The sequence below is a fragment of the Vicinamibacteria bacterium genome, assembly GCA_035570235.1.
Lineage (GTDB): Bacteria > Acidobacteriota > Vicinamibacteria > Fen-336 > Fen-336 > DATMML01.
In genome coordinates this window covers 13045-33460 of the sequence record DATMML010000062.1, presented here as the reverse complement: position 1 = coordinate 33460, position 20416 = coordinate 13045, and the positions used below count along the sequence as shown (strand labels likewise).

At 68.6% G+C, this 20416-nt stretch carries 16 protein-coding genes; 7 read left to right on the top strand and 9 right to left on the bottom strand.

Features of this window, described 5'->3' with window-relative positions:
• Positions 1–45: 45 nt before the first annotated feature.
• Together holB and tmk are read right to left on the bottom strand one after the other, a co-directional pair.
• The gene (gene holB, locus VN461_11095) at positions 46–1017 is read right to left on the bottom strand and encodes a DNA polymerase III subunit delta' (protein ID HXB55323.1); all 972 of its coding nucleotides are present in this window, start codon (positions 1015–1017) and stop codon (positions 46–48) included.
• Complete coding sequence (gene tmk / locus VN461_11090; GenBank protein HXB55322.1) at positions 1004–1636, bottom strand: dTMP kinase; 633 nt, start codon at positions 1634–1636, stop codon at positions 1004–1006. Before tmk ends, holB begins: the two co-directional genes overlap by 14 nt.
• 80 nt (positions 1637–1716) lie before the next feature.
• On the opposite strand from tmk, the gene VN461_11085 reads away from it, so the two are divergent.
• Complete coding sequence (locus tag VN461_11085; protein HXB55321.1) at positions 1717–2472, top strand: 3-oxoacyl-ACP reductase family protein; 756 nt, start codon at positions 1717–1719, stop codon at positions 2470–2472.
• Between the two features lies 1 nt (position 2473).
• Here the strand turns inward: VN461_11085 and VN461_11080 are convergent, their stop codons facing one another.
• Positions 2474–3559 (bottom strand): hypothetical protein, encoded by a 1086-nt coding sequence (locus VN461_11080; protein ID HXB55320.1) that lies wholly within the window; start codon positions 3557–3559, stop codon positions 2474–2476.
• A 213-nt stretch (positions 3560–3772) separates the two neighbouring features.
• Between VN461_11080 and VN461_11075 the strand changes: the two genes are divergently transcribed.
• Positions 3773–5260: a PQQ-binding-like beta-propeller repeat protein gene (locus tag VN461_11075; protein ID HXB55319.1), complete on the top strand. Its 1488-nt coding sequence runs from the start codon at positions 3773–3775 to the stop codon at positions 5258–5260.
• Positions 5257–6915: an ATP-binding protein gene (locus VN461_11070; protein HXB55318.1), complete on the top strand. Its 1659-nt coding sequence runs from the start codon at positions 5257–5259 to the stop codon at positions 6913–6915. The genes VN461_11075 and VN461_11070 overlap by 4 nt, the downstream gene beginning before the upstream one ends.
• A gap of 21 nt (positions 6916–6936) precedes the next feature.
• Here VN461_11070 and VN461_11065 read toward each other — a convergent pair whose 3' ends face one another.
• On the bottom strand, positions 6937–7719 hold the full coding sequence (locus VN461_11065; GenBank protein HXB55317.1) for a cyclic nucleotide-binding domain-containing protein: 783 nt from the start codon (positions 7717–7719) through the stop codon (positions 6937–6939).
• Positions 7720–7772: 53 nt separating this feature from the next.
• A complete protein-coding gene (locus VN461_11060) occupies positions 7773–9185 on the bottom strand; it encodes a hypothetical protein (protein HXB55316.1) in 1413 nt (470 codons plus the stop codon).
• A 74-nt stretch (positions 9186–9259) separates the two neighbouring features.
• On the opposite strand from VN461_11060, the gene VN461_11055 reads away from it, so the two are divergent.
• From VN461_11055 to VN461_11040, 4 genes are all read left to right on the top strand, one after another.
• Positions 9260–9622, top strand: a complete 363-nt coding sequence (locus VN461_11055) for a hypothetical protein (GenBank protein HXB55315.1) — start codon at positions 9260–9262, stop codon at positions 9620–9622.
• 4 nt (positions 9623–9626) lie between these two features.
• Positions 9627–11369, top strand: coding sequence for a carbamoyltransferase (locus tag VN461_11050; protein ID HXB55314.1), 1743 nt, complete (start codon positions 9627–9629; stop codon positions 11367–11369).
• Positions 11370–11423: 54 nt separating this feature from the next.
• The gene (locus VN461_11045) at positions 11424–11588 is read left to right on the top strand and encodes a DUF5989 family protein (GenBank protein ID HXB55313.1); all 165 of its coding nucleotides are present in this window, start codon (positions 11424–11426) and stop codon (positions 11586–11588) included.
• Positions 11589–11659: 71 nt separating this feature from the next.
• Positions 11660–13864: a DPP IV N-terminal domain-containing protein gene (locus VN461_11040; protein ID HXB55312.1), complete on the top strand. Its 2205-nt coding sequence runs from the start codon at positions 11660–11662 to the stop codon at positions 13862–13864.
• A 67-nt stretch (positions 13865–13931) separates the two neighbouring features.
• Here the strand turns inward: VN461_11040 and VN461_11035 are convergent, their stop codons facing one another.
• From VN461_11035 to VN461_11020, 4 genes are all read right to left on the bottom strand, one after another.
• Complete coding sequence (locus VN461_11035; GenBank protein HXB55311.1) at positions 13932–15440, bottom strand: Ppx/GppA phosphatase family protein; 1509 nt, start codon at positions 15438–15440, stop codon at positions 13932–13934.
• Between the two features lie 60 nt (positions 15441–15500).
• Positions 15501–17837: a TonB-dependent receptor gene (locus VN461_11030; GenBank protein HXB55310.1), complete on the bottom strand. Its 2337-nt coding sequence runs from the start codon at positions 17835–17837 to the stop codon at positions 15501–15503.
• Between the two features lie 258 nt (positions 17838–18095).
• On the bottom strand, positions 18096–19493 hold the full coding sequence (mpl, locus tag VN461_11025; GenBank protein ID HXB55309.1) for a UDP-N-acetylmuramate:L-alanyl-gamma-D-glutamyl-meso-diaminopimelate ligase: 1398 nt from the start codon (positions 19491–19493) through the stop codon (positions 18096–18098).
• Positions 19490–20416 carry an LD-carboxypeptidase gene (locus VN461_11020; protein HXB55308.1) on the bottom strand — a complete coding sequence of 309 codons (927 nt, stop codon included), beginning with the start codon at positions 20414–20416 and terminating at the stop codon, positions 19490–19492. The genes mpl and VN461_11020 overlap by 4 nt, the downstream gene beginning before the upstream one ends.

The following is a 20416-nucleotide window of genomic DNA, read 5'->3' as shown; positions in this document are numbered from 1 at the left end:
GATCCTTGATCCTTTTCTAGCATAAGCGCGAGGCTGGGCGCAACGTCAGCCGGCTAGCGCTTCCAGCAGTAGGTCCATGGAAAGGAGTTTGTTCGCATACCCGCGTAGAGCCTCCCGGGTCTCCCCTGCCGCCTCCGCCAACAATGCGGCCCGTTCGCCGACCGGACCCGCCGCCAATCCCGCCAGGCGGTCGGCGGCATCCGCGTTCAGGAGCCGCTCCGGAGCCACGCCCGTGCGCAGGGCGGCCGTGTCCCGCAGCAACGACCGCAAGGCGGTCAAGGCCAGAGCGGCGTCGTCTTCCTGATCGAGCTTCTCCGCCGCCGCCATGCGCTCCAGGGGTCCCCATCTGGGGAGCGCTTCCAGAAGGGCGAGCAGGTCCTCACGCAACGCACGGTAAGCCTTGGACTCGAACGCCAGGGCCGCGCCCAGGCTCCCCTCGGACAGGGAGGCGCGCAGCCGCGCCTCCTCGGACGAGAGCCCGACCGCACTCTGCAAATGTGCCTCCAGGACGCGGGCGGGGAGGGCGCCCATGCGGAGCACCTGACAACGCGAGCGAATGGTCGCGGGCAGGGCTTGCGGCGCGGCGGTGACCAGGAAGACGTGGGAGGTGGGGGGCGGCTCTTCCAGGCTCTTGAGGAGCGCGTTCGCCGCTTGCTCCGTCATGAGGTGGGCGTCATCGATCACTACCACCCGCGCCCGGGCCTCGAAGGGACGGTCCGCGATCGCGCGCACGGCGTCGCGGACCTGATCAATCTTGATGGCGGCGGTGGCGGGCTCGATCAGGGTCGAGTCGGGGTGGATGCCACGCTCGGCGCGGCTGCAGGCCGGGCAAACCCCGCAGGAATCACCGTCCTGCCGCAGACAAACCAGAGCCCAACCCGCCGTCAAGGCCAGCGTTTTCTTGCCGATTCCCTCCGGACCCGCGAAGAGGAGGGCAGGGGGCAGCCGCCCCTGACGGAGCGCCCGCGAGAGGAGTTGCTTGACGTGGTCGTGACCGATGACCTTAGCGAAGCCCACGGTCCCTCACGGCGAAGAGCCCCCGCGAATCCACCGCGGCCCGCAGGCGCTCGCTCACCTCCGACGTCGTTCCCTCGCCGTCCACTCGCACCCAACGCCGGGGATCCTCGGCCGTAAGGGCGAGGTAACCCGTCCGCACGCGTTCGTGGAATTCCCGAACCTCAGACTCGAGGCGGTCGTGGACACCCCGTTTCCCCACTCGAGCCAGGCCCGTCTCCACGCAGACGTCCAAGAAGATCGTGAGGTCGGGCCACAGGCCGCCGGTCGCCACCTCGGCCACCGCCCGGATGGCCGGGAGGGACAGGCCGCGCCCGTAGCCCTGGTAGGCCAGAGAGGAGTCCACGTATCGGTCCGAGATCACGCTGCGCCCCTCGGCCAGGGCGGGCCGAACCCGCTCCGCGACGTGCTGGGCCCGGTCTGCGAAGTAGAGCAGCAATTCTGTGACCGGAACCATCGCCTGATTTCGGTTGTCCAGGAGCACGCTGCGAATCAGGCGGCCGATGGCCGTCCCCCCCGGCTCATGGGTCACGAGCGTTTCCGGGCCCAGGCCCGCGGCCAGGGCCCGGGCCTGCGTGCTCTTCCCGCTCCCTTCGATCCCCTCGATGGTGATGAACGGCATCAATAGTCCCTGGGCATTCTAGGCCGAAACGCGGTTTCGGTTGACTCCGCGGCCGCAACCGGCGTACGGTCCCCCTCGCCATGCTCACGCTGTCGGGGAAAGCGGCCCTGGTCACGGGAGGAAGCCGTGGCATCGGGAGGGCGATCTGCGTGCTCTTTGCGCGCCTGGGGGCCCGGGTGGTCGTGAACTACCACCGCGACAAGGCCGCGGCCCTGGAGACGGTGGCGGCGGTCGAGGCGATTGGGGGCGAGGCCCACGCCATCCCCGCCGACGTCTCCCAGCCCTCCGAGGCCGGGCACCTCGTGGCGGAGGCGGAGGCCCGCCTCGGGGGTCTCGACATTCTGGTCGTGAATCACGGGATCTGGAAGCGCGCCTCCATCGACGCCATGACCGCCGAGCAGTGGGAGGAGACGGTGCGCGTCAACCTGGGTGGAGCCTACGGGGTTTGCCACCATGCGGCCCGCGTCATGATCCCGCGCCGCTCGGGCGTCATCATCACCATCGCCTCCACGTCCGGCCAGCGCGGCGAAGCCCACTACTCGCACTACTCCGCCACCAAGGGCGCGCTCCTCTCCTTCACGAAGTCCCTGGCGGCCGAGCTGGCCCCCCATGGCATCCGCGTCAACGGGGTGGCGCCGGGGTGGGTGTTGACGGACATGACGCGCGACGCCCTCACGGGGCCGGAGGCCGCGGCCGCCGTCCGCCCCATTCCCCTCGGCCGGCCGGGTACGCCCCAGGAGATCGCGGGGCCGGTGGCCTTCCTGGCCTCCGACCTGGCCTCCTACCTGATCGGCGAGATCCTCTCCGTGAACGGCGGGGCCGTCCTCGTCGGCTGATTCAGACCACGACCTTGGTGCGGGAGGGATGGAGTTGGGCGGAGTAGGCCTGGACGGCCCGGGTGAGGGCAGGGCGGATCAGGGAGGTGGGTTGCGATCGGTCGGCCAGGACGGCGATGGCCTCCTCGGCCTCCGACACCACCCCCACCAGGATCGAGAGGCTCCCCGTGACGAGCTCGAGGGACTCCAGGGGCTCCTCGGCCTCGTCCACCCTCAACAGGTTGCGTAGGTACAGGCTGAGGCCCGGGACCTGCTCGGCGAAGGAGGCCACGCGGATGTCGGCTGCGCCGCGCCCCGTGCGTGTGAAGACCGCACCCGTCATCAGATCAAAGATGAACGCCTGGAGGAGGGCGGGCACCTGGCCCGAGAGCTCGTCCAAGACTCGCTTGCGTAGGGCGGCCTCTTCGGCCGCGATCTGGTCGGTGGGCGCCGCTCGCTCCTCCCGGCGATTGAGTCGGCTCCGCGTGGCCGTCTCCCCGACTTCGTGGCGAGACTTCCACACGTCGCGCGAGAATTGGGAGAGGAAGAGCGTGGTCCCGTCGCCCTTGTCGAGAGCATCCTCCAACTTCTGCCGGGCTTCGCCCTTCTCGAGGGTGAGGCCCTCCCGGCTTTCCCAGTAGATGTTCGAGGCCCGGCCCCGCACGAGCAGGACCATGGCCGCTCCGGCCCGGGTCTCGATCTCCAGCGTTCCCGTGTGCTCGGCCTTTTCCAAGTGATAGAGCAGCTCGACGAGATCGGACCGGTCGCCTACCTTCTCTTTGAGACGCTGGCGGTTCGCGATGCCCCGGAGCAGGTGGGCCATATCGAGGGGGAGCTCGTAAACGGAGATGAAACCGGATTCGCCGCCCACCTTGGCCCGAAGCTGGTCGAGCGCGACCGGCCCGTTGAGTCCCACCGCTCCCTCGCGGTACAGCGCGTTCACCTCCGCCCCCAAGTAGTAGAAGATGAGCCCCACCCCCTGCGGGAGCTTGATCTCCGCGAGGCCGGTCAAGCCGGCCTGTCGGCAGGACTTCAACAGGTCGTCGAGCGAGAGCTGCCGGACCGAGAGGTCCCATTGGTGGAGGAGTTTGCTACCGGGGAACTTCATATGGGGGAGGGCGAGAGGATCCTACCGTTGACCCCGAACAAACACAAGGCGCGCACTCACCGCGCCCGGAGGCTCTCCGCAGCCGCCCCGGCCCGCGATCCGATTTTCGCATACTGCGGAACGCGGGAAGGCCCAGCCGTGACTTCAGCTTGGAAGATCGGCCGTGCGGATCCCCGAGGGTCCCCCTGAACCCCGTTGGTATAATCCGCGCACATGGCGACTGAGCTCCTCGAAGACCACCTTCGCCGCGTCACCCGCAACTTCACCGCCCGCCTGCCCGAGGACGCCGTCTTTGCCCTCGGGCGCGACCTGGCCACGGAGCTGACGAGAGCCCACGCCGCCTCCCCCCCCCGCCACCCCTCCCTCGAGCCCGCCGCGGTACCCATGATCGACGGCCGTCCGCGTTTGGATGGCGGGGGTCCGGAGGGAGATGCGGCGGAGGACCTCCTGTGTCTGGGAGCGCTGCTGCACTCCTTGGCCACCGGCGAGGAGCCCGAAGTCTCGTGGCGCCTGGACGGGCCGCCCCCCACCCCCCTCTCCACCCTGGCCCGCCGGGCCGTGCTGGCCGGGCTCACGTCCCCCCGCCCGGACGGCCGCTTCCCCACCGCCTCCGCTGCGGTGGAGGCGCTTTCCGCCGCCCTCTCCCCCGAGGCCGATCTCCCGCCTCCCTGGCCCCTGTTCCGCGGAGATCCCGGGCGTACCGGGGCCCGGACGGCGGTTGTCCCGCGGGCTGGCGTGACCCCCCTCTGGGAGGCGGCCGTGGGCAGCGTGGTCGGCTCTCCCGTGCTGACATCCCGGTTGGTCCTGACCCCGGCTCCCGACGGGCGGCTCCTCTTCCTGGACCGAGCGGGAGGCCGTCGGATCCACGAGATGCGGCTGGGGACGGCCCTCGAGTCCTCCCCCGCCCTCGCCCAGCAGGTCCTCCATGTGGGAACGGACGACGGCGAGGTCGTGGGCGTCGACATTGTGCATGGCCTCGAGACCTACCGTGTCAAGCTCGGCCGGCTGGTCCGTTCTTCACCTCTGCCCTGGGGAGAGCGGGTATTCGTGGGCGTCGTGGAAGGCAAGGACGCGGGGGCGGTGGTGGCCCTGGACGCCTCGAAGGGCAAGCCCCTCTGGAAGCGCAAGCTGGGGGCGGTCTTCTCGTCTCCGGCCGAGGCGGGGGGACGGATCCTGGTGGGAAGCGACGAGGGCAGCCTCTGCGCGCTTGACCCCGAGCAGGGCACGCTCTTGTGGTCCTGCGCCCTCGGCGCGCGCGTACGCGCGACCCCGGCGGTCGGCAAGGAGGTGGCGGTGGTGGGCGCCTTCTCCGGGCGCCTGGCCGCGGTCCGGCTGACCGACGGCACCGTGGCCTGGACGCGCGAACTGGGCCAGACCGTCTACTCCTCGGCCTGTCTCTCCGGCGAGCTCTGCGTCGTGGGCTGCCATGATGGCCGCGTCTACGGCCTGACCCTCGCCACCGGAGAGCCCGTTTTCCAGGTCGCGACCCGTGGCCCCGTGGTCTCCTCGCCCCTGGCCGTGGGCGATCGCTTCCTGATCGGCTCCACCGACGGGGATCTCTACATCCTGGACGGGGCGGGCCGCGTCCTCGCGCGTGCTTCCCTCTGCCCGGAGGGGACGGAGTCCTCTCCGGCCGTGGACGGGGACACCCTGGTGGTCGGGAGCGCGCGAGGCCTGCACGCCCTCCGGCTGACGCCATGAAGACCATGCGCATCCCCGACTGGCTCGGCGGGGGCCTGCTCGACCGCTACCACTCAGGGGCCAGCCACCTCTTCCTGCTTCACGGCAACGTACGCGACCTCCAGTCCTTCGGGCCCGGGTACCTCCCCCTCGCCGACGGCCTGCGCCGGTTGGCCGCCCGCCGGGCCGTGGTCGTCTCCTACGAGGTGTCCAAGGGTCTCGTCTTCCCGGATCCCGCCCGGGAGAAGGAGTTCCGGCGGGTGCTGGGTCTGAAGGCCGGTCCCCTCCCCGCGGATCCCGCCCGGGCCATGCTCCTGCTGGACGCCCTTCTGGCCAGCGACCGTGGCGCCCCGGGGTCGGTCGCCATCCTGCTCGACTACGTCCATAACCTCGCGCCTTCCGGGCCCGCTTCCGGAACCGAGCGCCAGACGGTGACCATGCTCGCCCGCTGGGCCTCCGACCCCAAGGTCGCCACCCGCCGGCCCCTCGTCCTCCTCATCGCCCCCGCGGCGGGCGATGTCTCGGAGGAAATTTACTCCGGTACATCGGGGGCGGAAGTGGTGGCGGTGCCGCGGCCAGAACTTCCCGCCCGGACGGAGTTCGCCCGCCACCTCAAGGACTCCTACCCGGAGGTCACCTGGACGCTGAGCCCGGAGGAGTTGGCCGCGGAGACGGGTGGCCTGGCCCTGGTGCAGATGGAAGACATCCTGCAGCGGGCGCGGGGCGGGCCCGCACCCCTCGGCCGCTCCTCGATCGTGGACCGCAAGATCGACCTCCTCAAGCAGGAATACGGGGAGGTGCTGGAGATCCTGCAGCCCAAGCACGACCTTTCCGCGGTGGGCGGGTTGGAGCACGCCACCCGGGAGCTGAAGGAAGTGGCCGACATCATGCGCCGCGGTCTCACCTCCGCCGCCCCCATGGGGATCATCCTCATGGGGCCCCCCGGCACGGGCAAGAGCTACCTGGCCGAGTGCTTCGCCCGAGAGTGCGGCATGCTCTGCGTCCGCTTCCGCCCCCTGCGCCAGATGTACGTAGGCCAGTCGGAGCGAAACCAGGAGAAGGCTTTCGCCGCCATCCGCGCCCTAGCCCCCGTGGTCGTGATCGTGGACGAATCGGACCAGGCCGAAGGGGGCAGTCGGGACCAAGGCTCGGGAGACTCGGGGGTCACCGAGCGCATGCGGGCCTCTGCCTTCGCCTTCTGGGGGGACAGCGGGCTTCGGGGCCGGGTCCTGCGCATCGACATCACCAACCGCGTCGACCTCATCGATACCGCCATGCGGCGCTCCGGCCGGACCGACATCAAGATCCCGATCCTCATGCCCGACGAGGAGGCACGAAGGCAGATCTTCGAGGTAACGGTGCGCAAGCACGAGCTCGTCTCCACCATCGCCGACTACGCTCCTTTCGCGCGGCGCACGGGGGGTTTCACGGGAAGCGACATCGAGTTGGCGCTGACCACCGCCTGGCGGTTCGCCCTCCGCGGCGGCGGCACCGCCCTGACCGAGGCCGCCCTCACCGCCGCCCTCGACGACCTCCTCCCCACCGCCCGCGATCAGGTCACCGTCGACCGCATGACGCTGATCGCGCTCGACGAGTGCCGCAACAAGCGGCTCCTGCCCCCCAACGCCGAGGTCATCCGCAAGGAGATCGAGGCCCGGCGCCTCGCCGCCGGCTAGGCGCGGGGGGGCCCCGATGGCTCAGCGAGCCGCGGGAGTCTTGAAGGTGAGCGCGAGGCGACAGAGGACCAGCTCGTCGCCGTCCTTGACGGGGGTAAGCACGCCGTTGGCCAGCTTCTGGCCGTTCAGGAACGTCCCGTTCATGGTCCCGATCTCTTCCGCCACGAAGTGCTTCCCCTCCTTGATGACCAGCCGAGCGTGACGCCTCGATATGTTGCGGCTCTGGTCCTCGTTGGTGAGGTCCACCTCCGGGCTCATGCCGGTCACGGAGTCATAGCGGCCGATGAGGGCGTCGCTCTTGAAGACGGGGAATACGTTGCCGGTGGACTGGGAAATGAAATAGGCCAGGGCCTCGGCCTGGAGCGTCCCCGAGGTGGGGGACTTCGGCCGGGCTTCCGAGGACATGTCGGCGGGAACCGCGCCCCCGGCCGCAATCTGCTCGATCTGCCGCGTGGTCTCGCGGAGCCGGAGCGAGTACTTCCGGAGCATGCGCACCGCGATCTCGGGGTTGCTCTTGATCATGTCCCCAAAGATCTCGCTCCCGATCACGATCAGGTCCCCGTCCTCCACCATCTCCGCGGAGGCCGACCGCGGCATCCGCTCGAGCACCGCCATCTCCCCGAAGAAGTCCCCCTTCTCCAGCACGGCCAGGGTGGTCTCTCCGTGCGGAACCTTCTTCTTGATGGCCACCCGGCCGGATTGGATGATGTACATGTCCTCCCCCTCGTCTCCCTCGTGGAAGAGGACCGTCCCTTTGGTGAAGTGGTTCAGGAACTTAGCGAAGGGGTTCTTGTCCGCGCTCATCGCGTTCAGTTAAGGGAGTTTAGCAGATTCGCCCCGGAGGGGGCCAGCCGAGCTCAGGCGGGGGCCTCGATCCCCCTGAGCTCCTCGTCCAGGGGGACGTTCTGCAGGATGGACCGCTTCTGCACCTCGCGGAACAGGGTCATGAGAAAGGTCTCGAAGCGGTGGCCGATCAGCTGGAGGGCGGGCAGGCTGGGGCACTTCAGAATCTCGATGAAGAACAGCTCGAAACCGGACCAGTCCCGGTACATGAGGTACTTGATGTTGTGGTCGTAGAAGGTCGAGATCTCCTCCTTCATCCTCACCGCGGAGGCGGGATCCTTCCGCTCCTGGAACTCGCGGAGGGCCTTGACCAGCCTGGCCAAGCCATCGCGCAGCCGCACGGACTGCTCCAGCTTGGCCGTGAAATCGGGGAAGATGTCGCTCCCTTCCACCTTCTCGTCGAAGGCCTGGGCCAGCTGGACCACCGACTGCTGGAAGCAGTCCTTCAGGATTCCGTGGCTGTTCTCCACCCGCGTCCGGATAGTATCGGCTTGCCGGGCGACCGAGATGTCTAGGAGCTCGGTGTTGATGACTTTCTTGAGCTCGAGGGGGATGCAGTATACGAAGGAGTCGTAGAGTTGGTGTAGCAGCTGCCCGGCCTCGAGGCTCCTCAACACCCGTTTCTCGATGTAGCCCAAGAGCAACCGCGTCTCCGAGGTGATGAGGGAGAAGATCAGGATTGTGTTGCGCAGATCCTCCTCCCCGCTACGCTCGGGGTTCGCGTACTCGAGGTAGTGCAGAAGGCGGAAGAGCTCCAGGAATACCTTGGCCGCCTGTTTGCGTTCGAGCGGGCTCCCGATGCCCCGGATGGTGGCCGCCACCGCGGGGTTGGTGACCCGGTCGTGGATGGGCTTGAACTTCTTATCGATGAGGAGGGCCAGGAGGTGGCTGCGACGGATCTCACGGTAGAGGATCTTGCCCACCGCGCTGAAGCTCGTAAAGGGCAAGCGGGAGAGCTTCACGAGGTCGGTGAGCATGATGTGGATGTCCTCGAAGGACTCGCGCAGGAGGGTCAGACCCGCCTCCGGGGTGGCCTGGCGGATGAGCTTCTCCACGTAGGGATCGACGTCCTCGTCCTTCTTGAGGTAGCTCTCGATGTACTGGTCGAAGCGGGTGAGGTTGACCTGCTCCTCGGTGAGGATGGCGGTGCAGAGGTGCACCACCCGCAGGATCACGTTGTCGACGAGTCGCAGCTCCTCCGACCAGTTCCGGAGGGCGAGCTGCTTGGTCTCCTTTTCCGAGAGGGGCTGGTTCTTGATGTGGAAGAAGCGCTCGAAGCTCTGGAGCCACATCTCCAGTTCGAAGAGGTCGGCGGTCTTGCCGGCCGCCGCCACCTCCTCCATCCACTGACGGAGCTGCCCGCGCAGAAAGTCGGTCCGGGGCTCCAGCGGGGCCCGCGGGGTCTCCTCGCGCTTATCCCGGGACATCTGCCCGGATTATACCGCTTGCCCGCCCGCGCATTGACCCCTCCCGCCTCCGCCGTTATCATTGGAGGCTGTTTTTGGGGGTTCTGATCTCCTTGAGCGTCTTCGAAGCCCTCACCGACCTCGCCCGCCTGCCCACGCGGTGGAAGCTCTTGACCCTGGCCACGGTCGTGGTCCTGGCGGAGCTGGCCCTGCGCCGCTTCGCCCCCCGGTCTCGGGCCTATGCCCGTTGGAAGGCCACCTTCGAGGCGGTGGGCTCGGTCTGGACCGGCGTCCTCCTGTCCGTCGTCTATCTCCTCTCCGTGGGCCCCATCAGTCTGGCCGTACACTGGTTCGGCCGGGACCCCCTCGATCGAGCCTTGGGGCCTGAGCCCACTTTCTGGCGGTCGCACGAGCCCAACCCCTTGGGGCCCGAGGCGGCTGTCCGACACCAGTTCTGACCAGATGAACGTCCTCGGCATTTCCTGCTTCTACCACGACTCCGCGGCCGCGCTCCTGCGCGACGGACAGGTCGTGGCGGCCTGCCAGGAGGAGCGCCTCAGCCGCAAGAAGCACGACTCCGGCTTCCCCTCCCGAGCCATCAAATACGTCCTGAAGGAAGCCGGGATTGGCCCCCAGGACCTCGACGCGGTGGGCTTTTACGACAAGCCCCTGCTCAAGTTCGAGCGGATGCTCTCCACCTACATCGCCACTTTCCCCCGCTCGTTTGGCTCCTTCCGCAAGGCCATCCCCGTCTGGCTGCACGAGAAGCTCTGGGTGCCCTCCATCATTCGCAAGGAGCTCAAGCCCTACAAGGGTCCGATCCTCTTTGCCGAGCACCACATGAGCCATGCCGCCTCCTGCTTCTTGGTCTCGCCGTTCGAGGAAGCGGCCATCCTGACCATTGACGGGGTGGGGGAATGGGCGACCGCATCCTTCGGGCTGGGGCGGGGCAGCGAGATCACGCTCTTCAAGGAGATCCGGTTCCCCCACAGCCTCGGGCTCCTCTACAGCGCCTTCACTTACTACCTGGGCTTCAAGGTCAACAGCGCGGAATACAAGGTGATGGGCCTGGCTCCCTACGGCCGGCCGCTCCACTACGAGCGGATCATGAAAGACATGATCCACTTGAACGAGGACGGCTCCTTCAAGCTCAACATGGATTACTTCTCCTACGACTACGGCCTCACCATGACCAACGGCCGTTTCAACGACTTCTTCGGGGGGCCGCCGCGAAAACCCGAGACCTGGATGACGGAGCGCGAGTTCGATATCGCCGCCTCCGTGCAGAAGGTCTGCGAGGAAGTCGTCCTCAAGATGGTGAACTACATCCACCGCGAGACCGGCCTCACCAACCTTTGCATGGCGGGGGGGGTGGCCCTCAACTGCGTGGCTAACGGGCGGGTCATCCGCGAGACCCCCATGAAGAACCTCTTCGTGCAACCGGCGGCCGGCGACGCGGGGGGAGCGGTGGGGGTGGCCCACTACCTCTACAACACGATCGGCAAGAAGCCGCGGGGCAAGGCCTGGGCCCACGCCTACCTGGGCCCCGCCTACGAGGATCGCGAGATCGCGGAGTACCTCGAGGGTCAGGGCGCGAAGCACCGGCTCCTCTCCGACCGCGAGCTGGTGGAGACGACGGCCCGCCTCATCGCGGAGGGCAACGTCATCGGCTGGTTCCAGGGCCGGATGGAGTTCGGCCCCCGGGCCCTGGGGGGCCGAAGCATCCTGGCCGATCCCCGGGACCCGAAGATGCGGGACACCCTCAACATGAAGATCAAGTTCCGGGAGGGTTTCCGCCCCTTTGCCCCCTCCGTCCTCGCCGATCGGGCGAAGGACTGGTTCGAGATCGAGTGCGAGAGCCCCTACATGCTGCTCGTGGCTCAAGTCCCGGAGAGCAAGCGCGTGATCCCGTCCGTGACCCACGTGGACGGCTCCGCCCGCCTGCAGACCGTGACCCGCGCGGAAAGCCCGCTCTACTACGACCTGATCGCCGAGTTCGGGCGGGTCACGGGCGTGCCCGTGGTCATCAATACCTCCTTCAACGTCCGGGGAGAGCCCATCGTCTGCACCCCCCACGACGCCTATCTGTGCTTCCGCCGCACGAACATGGACTACCTGGTCCTGGGCCATTACCTCCTCGACCGGAGGGAGCAGCCGCCCTTGCGCGAGGACGTGGACTGGAGGAGCCTGTTCGAGCTGGACTAGATCGTGGGGCCCCGGGGCCGCGGTGGCGGAGTCTCAGGGAGCAAGGAGAGAGGAATGGCATTTGAAAGGCTCGGCATCCTGCGCGAGCTTTGGGCCTTCATGAAGGTCCGCAAGAAGTGGTGGCTCGGGCCCATCGTCGTGATGCTGGCCCTCCTGGGCCTCCTCGTGGTCTTCACCCAGGGCAGCGCGGTCGCTCCCTTCATCTACACCCTCTTCTGATCTCCAGGGTGGGACACGTCCCCGGGCGGCCGGCGCGACGGGCCGGTCGCCCTTCCGAAGCTGTCCTTGTCTTGGCCGCCGCCCTCCTCGCGGCCCTGGCCCCCGCCCTCCTCTTTCCCGGGGAGGGCAGCCAAAAGCTCACCCCCGAGCGGCTGGCCGCGGACCCCCCGCTGGGCGGGGTCCTCCCTTCCGACCTCGCCTGGAACCCCGACGCCAGGCGGCTGACCTACCTGCGCCCGGCGGGCCAGAAGAGCGCGGCCGACCTCCACGCGCTGGATGCGGGGACGGGTCGGGAGACCCTCGTCCTGGCCGGCGCCCGGGTGCTTTTGCCCCCGACGGCCAAGGAAAACGGCGGTTCCGCGAAATCCCTCCCCCTTGGCGGTTACGCCTGGTCGCCGAAGGGAGATAGCCTTCTTGTGTCGTACGAGGGCGATCTCTATCTCGTGGACGTCCGGACCGCGGCCGTGCGTGCGCTCACCCACACCCCCGAGGCCGAGGAGTTCCCGGAGTTCTCGCCCGACGGCAAGCGGGTGGCCTTCGTCCGCAAGAACGACCTCTACGTAGTGGAGGTCAGCAGCGGGCGGGAGACCCGCCTCACCAAGAGCGGCTCCGACACCCTTCTCAACGGCCGACTGGACTGGGTGTATGAGGAGGAGCTGGCCTCCCGCTCCGGCCGGTCGTTCGTCTGGTCTCCCGACTCCCGCGCCATTGCCTACCTCCAGCTCGATCAGGCCCGCGTCCCCACCTTCCCCATTGTGGATTTCCTGCCCGTGCCGAACGAGGTCACGGCCCAACGCTACCCCCAGGCGGGGGCCCCGAACGCCATCGTCCGCCTGGGGGTGGTGGCCCTTTCGGACGACGGCAGCCCCGGGCCCGAGCGCCTGCTCTCCTTCGATCCCGACGACTGCTACGTGGTGCCCGATCTCGCCTGGGCGCCGGACTCCCGCACCCTCGCCTACCAGCACTTGAACCGAGAGCAAAACGAGCTGCAGCTCCGCTTCCTGCCCGTGCCGGAGGCCGCCGGCGCCCCCCTGGGCAGCGCGCGCACCGTCCTCACCGAGCACGCCCCGACCTGGGTCGACGCCCAGGGTGCCCCCCACTTCCTGAAGGACGGGCGCCGCTTCCTCTGGCTGTCCCAGCGCGGCGGGTTCGCCCACCTCCATCTTTGCGAGGCCGAGGGCCCCTGCCACGCCCTCACCTCGGGCCCCTGGGTGGTGGACAAGGTTCTGGGGGTGGACGAGAGCGCGGGCCTCGTCTACTTCACGGCCACGGAGAAGGACCCGCGCGAGCGCCACCTCTACCGCGTGAGCCTGGACGGAACGGGGCGGACGCGGTTGAGCCGCGAGGACGGCACGCACAAAGTCCTGCTCTCCCCCGGCGCCCGCTTCTACGCGGACACCTGGTCCGATGTCGCCACGCCCCCCCGGATCTGGGTCGCGTCCTCGGAGGGAGGGCGCCGCTCATCGGTGGAGGAGAACCGCAACCCCGAGATCGCGCAGTACGAGCTGGGAAGCGTGGAGTGGGTGGAGGTCAAGGCTCCCGGAGGCACCCCCCTCCACGCCCGCCTGCTGAAACCCGCCCGCTTCGACCCCCGGCACCGCTATCCGGTCCTGGTCAAGGTCTACGGAGGCCCGCACGTCCAGACCGTCCTAAACGCCTGGGGAAGCGTCTCCCCCCTCGATCATCTGCTGGCCAGCCACGGCTTCCTCATCTTCTCCCTCGACAACCGGGGCTCGGCGGGGCGCGGCCAGGCCTTCGCGGACCCGCTCTTCCACGGCATGGGCCAGGTCGAGCTCGAGGACCAGCTGGTGGGGGTCGAGTACCTGAAGTCGCTGCCCTACGTGGATCCGGCCCGCCTCGGCATCTGGGGCTGGTCGTACGGGGGGTACATGACCCTTTACGCCCTCACCCATGCCCCCACCGTCTTCAAGGCGGGGGTCGCGGGAGCGCCCGTGACGGACTGGAAGTTCTACGACACCATCTACACCGAGCGGTACATGGGCACGCCCCAGTCCAACCCCCGGGGCTACGAGAGCGCCTCTCCCCTCTTCCGGGCCGCCGACCTCAAAGCGGACCTCCTCCTCATCCATGGCACCGCCGACGACAACGTGCATCTGGCCAACACGATCTCCTTCGTGGACGCCCTCACCCGGGCGGACCGGCCCTACCGGCTATCCCTCTATCCCCGCCAGATGCATGGGTTTCGGGCCCGGGAGAGCCGGGTCGCCGCCGACACCGACATCCTGCGCCATTTCGAGAAGAGCCTGAAACCCTGAAGCCGCGCGCCGGAGAGCGGTCCGGAGAGGGACGGGTTCGGTCCTGCTGGCGTTTGCCGGGCGCTCTTCAGCCCGCGGTCACGACCAGCTCGCGCCCGTAGGCACGCGCGAAGCGCTGGCCCACCGTGCGGGGCCGCCAGCCCGCCAGGGTGGGGACCCTGACCCGCACTTCGTCCTTGGTCACCTCGCAGTCCAGGCTCACGGCCTGGCCCCGCGGGCAGCGTTCCTCGATGTCGTCCGCCAGGACGAGGAGAGCGGCCGCGCGGGCCACCGCCGGCTCGTCCTCGCCCGTGAGCAGGGGGGCGTAAGACTTCGCCCTCGTGTCCTTGTCCCCCGCGCTGCGCACCACCGCGGAGAGGAGGGCGATACCCCGGTGAGAGAACCCGTTCAGGTCGGTGGCGAGCACGATGTCGGCCACGTGCTCGTGGCGGTCGAAGAAGTCGATGCTGCGCCCGATGTCGAGGACGGTGGCCGCCTGCAGGAGGGCCTCCTGGGCCTCGGCGTGGGGGCGGAGCTCCAGGGCCGCGTCCAGGCCCTCGGCCAGGGTCCGGCGCCGGGCGGCCTGCTCCGCGTCCCAACCGTCGAAGCGCGACACGAGGGCGGCGATCGAGGACTCGCGCACGGCGGAAACCGCGGGCAAGCCCTCCGCCACCAGGCTCACGGCCAGACCCTCCCGCACCCCCTGCCCGGAGACCTGGACCGCGGCGGCATCCAGAAGCTCCATCAGCGTCAGCACGCCCAGGCCTCCGCCCACCACGGAGTCGCCCCGGTCGTCGTTCAGGCCCGGGGCCTGCTCCCGTTTCTTGAGCTTCATGGAGGCGAGCTCCCCCGTGATCTCCTTGATCCGGCGGCGGGGGACGATGTAGCCATGGAGGCGGCTGATGGGATAGTCCCGGGCGCGGCGGTCGATCTTGGCCAGGTTGCGCACCGTGCCCCCCGTGCCCACGAGCTCCTCCCCCGGCTCCAGGGGCGTCACCTTCGCCTGTTTCAGCTGGGCGTGCACGTGCTCGCGGAGCCGCTTGATCTGGCCCGAGCTGGGAGGATCCGACTCCAGGAAGGCCTCGGACAGCCGTAGAGCACCCAGAGGCAGGCTGACTGAGCTCACCAGCCGCCGCTGGCGAAAGCGGGAGACTTGCATGCTTCCGCCCCCCATATCGAAGAGCACGCCGTGCTCCACGGGCAGGCCCCGCACCGCCCCCAGGAAGCCAAACTGGGCCTCTTCCGCCCCCGAAAGGACGCGCGCCTCGATGCCCAGCTCCTTGCGGATGCGGGCGATCAGGGCGGGTCCGTTCTCCGCGTCGCGCACGGCCGCGGTGGCCACGGCCACGATGCGCTCCGCCCCCGTCCCTTGGGCGATAGCGCGGAAGTCGCGGAGGGCCTCCCAGGCCCGGTCCACCGCCTCCTTGGTCAGGCGGTGGCCCTGGTCGAGGTCGTGGATCAGGCGCAGGGAGGCGCGGCTTCCGGCCAGGATCTGCAGGTGGCCACCCACCTGATAGCGATAAACCACCACCCGGCCGGAGTTGGAGCCGATGTCGATGACGGCCAGGGTCCGCGGGGAGGCCTCAGGGGGGGTCATCTGCCGTGGGCCAAAAAAAGGGCCCCCGGGATTCGCCCCCGGGGGCCTTGGCCCAGCCCTTCACTTGGTGAAGATGCGGACCTCGAGAACGAGGGCCCGCTTCAGGATGTCCCCGTACACCTGCTGCTGGATGGTCTTGTTCAGGAGGTTCGTCCCCTTGAGGCTGGTCACGACCTTACCCTCCGCCCATTTCCAGCCGAGCGTCGCGTTCACCATGGTGAAGGAGTCGGTGTACCCCGAGAAGTCCGGGGCGAGGACGTCCGTCCAGAAGGCCTTGTCCGTGAAGTTCAGGGAGAGGTTGCCGATGAACTGCTTGGTGTTGACGTTGACCCCCGCGTTGAACCGGTTGGTGGGGGGCAAGGACAGTTTGGCCGCAAAGTACGGGAGCTGGCCAGGGTCGGGGGTCTGCACCTTCGGTGTGTTCTGGTAGGAGTAGTTGGCGTAGGCGCTGACCTCCCGGGTGAACTGCTGGTCGATGGAGAGCTCCACCCCGCGCTGCTGGGTCGGCCCCAGGTTCAAGTAGGTGCTCACCTTATTGGGGAGCAGGATCGGCCCCCCGAACTGCGGGGGTATTTGGGCCAGGACCCCCATGAGAACGGGAGGCAGCGTGATGGGCTGGCCCGTGACCGTGACCCCGGTGGCGGGGTCCGTGGGCGAGTAGAAGCTGAGGCCGTTGGCCAGGGCGGCGGCGGTGGGGATGGTGGTGAGGTTCGTGAAGCTGATGCTGTTGTTCTGGTCGTTCTGGTAGATCGCGAACCCAAGGGTCGTCTTGCCGTTGATGGATCCCGTGTAGGCGAACTCATAGGCGTTCAGGGACTCCGCGACGAGGTTCGTGTTGCCGAAATTGTTGACGGTCAGGAAAAACGGCGTCGTCACGAAGGGCTGGAGGGGTGGGGGGAGGAATGGTGCCAGCGGCGAGAGGTTGATGGGCCGCGGGGCCAGGATGTTCTGGTCCAGGTAGTTGTTGATGTCGGAGGGCGAGCGGAACGCGCGATTGAACGACACCCGCAGAGAGTGCTCGGGCGTGGGCTTGTACATGAGGCTCACGCGCGGCGACCAGAAGGCGCTGTCCAGGTTGCCGAACTTGTCCACGCGTACGCCCCCCGCCAGGCGGAACTTGTCGACGAAGAATTCCTCCTGGAAGTAGGCGCCGAATTCGTTGCGGTCCTTGCTGTTGGGCGCGAGGGTGATGTTGAAATTGTTCCGGCGCGCATTGCCCCCGTAGCTGAGGATGTGCTTGCCCGCGATGACGTTGGAGTTCCCGACTTCGAAGTCGTAGGTTTGGGTCTTGAAGCCGAGGACGACGGCGTTGCCGCTGGGGTCCTTGGCCAGCTCGTTGGGAGCGGAGGTGTCCGTGAAGTTGCCGAACGCCGACACCTTTAGGGCGCTCTTGGTGTACTGCAGCTTGCCGTACATCAGCTTGGAGCCGCTCTGGATGTTGAAGGGGCCGATTCCGGTGTGGATGATCCCGGTGGTGCCGGAGTAACCCCCCTGGTAGGTCATGTGGCCACCGCCCGAGAACTCCTGGTCCACGCGCAGGTCAGCCTTGGGCTGGCTCGTGCCCTGGTTCGTAAACGCGCCCAAGCCTTCACGGTCGGGTGGAAACACTCCGCCCCCGACGCACCCGGTCTGGGTGCCAGAGACGCAGGGCACGGAGCTGGGAGCGGTGGGGTTCGGGATGATGGGCACCTGCCCCAGCGGCCGGGAGTAGGGGTCGGAGTTGAAATAGCCGGCGGACAGGCGCCAGGCCACCTTGTCGCTGGGGGCCTGGGAGTAGGTGAAGTTTGCCCCGTAGCTATAGCCGTTGCCCTCGCTCTGCCGCGAGCCCGCGTCACGGTTGATCAGCCCGCCCGTGAGGTTCAGCCCGAAACCCTGGGCCTCCCGGGGCGACTTGGTGATGATGTTGATGACACCGGTCAAGGCGTTGGCCCCCCACACCGCGGACGCCGGTCCCCGCACGACCTCGATCTGCTTGATCTCGTTCGGGCTCTGGGGGAGGAAGTCCCAGAGCACCAGGCCAAAGAAGTCCAGGTAGATGGACCGACCGTCCAGCAGCACGAGCTGACTGTCGGTGAGGGTCGAGGTGGACTGGCGGGCCGTGATGTTGAAATCGCGGGCCGAAGTCTGGATGACGTTCAGCCCCGGCACCGTCCTCAAGAGGTCGCCGTAGTTCTGGGCCGGGCTGGTGACGAGGGTGTCAGCGCTTATCACGCTCATGGTGGCGGGAGCGTTGATGAGCGTGGACTCCACCTTCGATGCGCTGACCACGACCACTTCCTCCCGCTTCACGACCTCGTCGTCTTTTTTCTTTTGATCCTTCCCCTGGGTTGGGTCTTGGGCCAGGACCGGAACTGCGAACGCCCCCAGGCCGATGAGGGCCAGGAGATGGCATTTCATACCGTCCTCCTTACGAGAACAGATCCTCCGGCCCTGGGCAGATAGGGCCGGCGTCGGGGGCGGCCCGCGGCCACCCCGGGGAAGCCCGAAGCCCCTGGGCTAGCCGCCGTCGATGGGAGCGGGGCGGCTCCCGGTTCCTGCGCGCGACCAACTACGACTCGACGACGCCTCATCCCTGGATTGATGGACGCAGTCATACCACACCGGGAGAGCATCTTCCAGCGCGCGACGGCTGGGCTTCCGGCCGGACCGCTCGGATCAGGCCCGCTCCAGGGCCCGGAGCAACTTCTCGTGGATTCCCCCAAAGCCGCCGTTGGAGAGCAGGACGACCCGGTCTCCCTCCCGAAGCTCGGCGGAGAGGGCGGTCACGATGTCAGGAACGGAGGGGATGAAGCGGGCCTCGGTGCCCTGGCCCCGCAGCGCGTCCACGAGCCCGACCTCGGAGAGGCGGTGACCCTCCGGAACCTTGCCCGGAAGGTGCGCCGCCGCCACCACCACGAGGTCGGCGGCGCGGAAGGCCCGCCCGAAGTCTTCCTGAAAGACACCCGTGCGCGAGGTGTAGGAGCGGGGTTCGAAGACGGCCACCAGCCGGCCCCCACCCTCCCCCGCCGCCCGCAAGGCCTTGAGCGTCTCCCGCACCGCGGTGGGATGGTGGGCGAAATCGTCGTAGACAATAACCCCCCGCGCCCGGCCCCGCACCTCCAGACGCCGCTTCACGCCCCGGAAGGCGGCCAGGGCCGCGCGGGCGGCCTCGGGCGGGACCCCCACCTCGGCCGCGACCGCCAGCGCGGCCAGCGCGTTCCGCACGTTGTGCTCTCCGGGAAGGCCGAGGGCGAATTCTCCCAGGTCCCGGCCCCGGCGCTGAAGCCCGAACCTCCAGGCGTCGGGCCCGGGCCGCACGTTCACGGCCCGCCAGTCGGCTTCTCCCTGAATCCCGAACGTCTCCACCCGGCACGGCGCCCGGGAGAGGATCTCAAGGAGGGGCGGGCTCTCCGCTCCCGCCACGAGCAGGCCGCGACGGGGGATCACATTTAGGAGCCGGACGAAGGCCGTCTGCACCGCGGCCAGATCGGGGTAGATGTCGGCATGGTCGTACTCGACGTTTCCGATCACCGCCACGTCGGGGAAGTAGTGCACGAACTTGGGGCGCTTGTCGAAGAAGGCCGTGTCGTACTCGTCTCCCTCGGCCAGGAAGTGCGGGCCGGCCCCGAGCCGGAAGCTCTGGCCGAAATCAACGGGGATTCCCCCAATAAGGAACGAGGGATCGCGACCCGCCTGGTGGAGGATCAGGGCCAGGAGGCTGGCGGTGGTGGTCTTGCCGTGCGTCCCCGCCACCACCAGCGAGGTCCGGCCGCGGATGAACTCCTCGGCCAGGAGGGCGGGCAGACTGGACATCCGCTGCTTGCGGTCCAGGACCGCCTCCACCTCGGGGTTGCCCCGGGAGAGGGCGTTGCCGATCACAACCAGGTCGGCCTCGGGGGGAACGTTGTCGGCCGCGTAGGGCGAGCGCAGCCGGATCCCCAGGGCCTCGAGCTGGGTGGACATGGGCGGGTAGACGTCCTGGTCGGAGCCTGAGACCTCGTGGCCGCGCTCGCGGAGAAGCCCGGCCAGCGAGGCCATGGCGGTGCCGCAGATCCCGCAGAGGTGGACCCTCACGAAACGGACGGCTCCAGCACCTCGAAGCTCGCTTCCTCCCCGCAGCGGAGGCGGGCGCGTACCCCCAGGGGCAAGGTCAAGTTCGGGCTGGAGGTGTGTCCGCTGCTGAGCCCCACCGCGATGGGGATGTCCAGGCCGGCGAGGGCGTCCCCGATCACGTCTTCTAGCGAGTAGTCCGCGGCCAGGCGGGGAACGCAGCCCTTCATGTCCCCGAAGACGACCCCCGTCACCCCTTCCAGGCCTCCGGAGTCCCGAAGCTGCCGCAGCATCCGGTCGATCCGGTAGGGAGCCTCGTCCACATCCTCCAGGAACAGCATCGTGCCCTCGTCGTCCGGCGGCAGCTGCCAGGGCGTGCCTGCGGCCGCGGCCAGGATGCTCAGGCAGCCCCCGCGCAGTCGGCCTTCGGCCCCGCCCGCGCGCAGCGGCATGAGGTCCCCCTCCTCGCTCGCATAGGCCGCCCCTTCGCCCATCACGGCGCGCCGGAAGCTGGCGGGGTCGTACGTCCCCTCCGGAAAGTCCCAAGCCACCATGGGGCCGTGGAAGCTCACCAAACCCAAGCGAGCGAAGTACAGGTGGAGGAAGGTGGCGTCGCTGAACCCCACGAAGACCTTGGGGTGAGCCCTTAGGAGAGCCCCGTCGAGGGCGGGCAGGAGATGGCCCGCCCCCGCCCCCCCCCGGGCGCAGACGACACCCGTGACCGCATCGTCGGCGAAGAGGGCGTGCAGCTCGTCCACGCGTCGCTCCACGCTCCCCGCCGTGAACCGGGTCCGGTCGAGGAGACCCTCCGGGACCCGCACCGGGAAACCGAGGGCCTCGAGGGCGGCCACGCCCCGGCGCAGCCGCTCGGGGTCGGGAGGCCCGGAGGGAGCGCACACCCCCAAGAGGCCACCGGGACGCAGGGCCGGCGGCTTGACCGGCGCCAT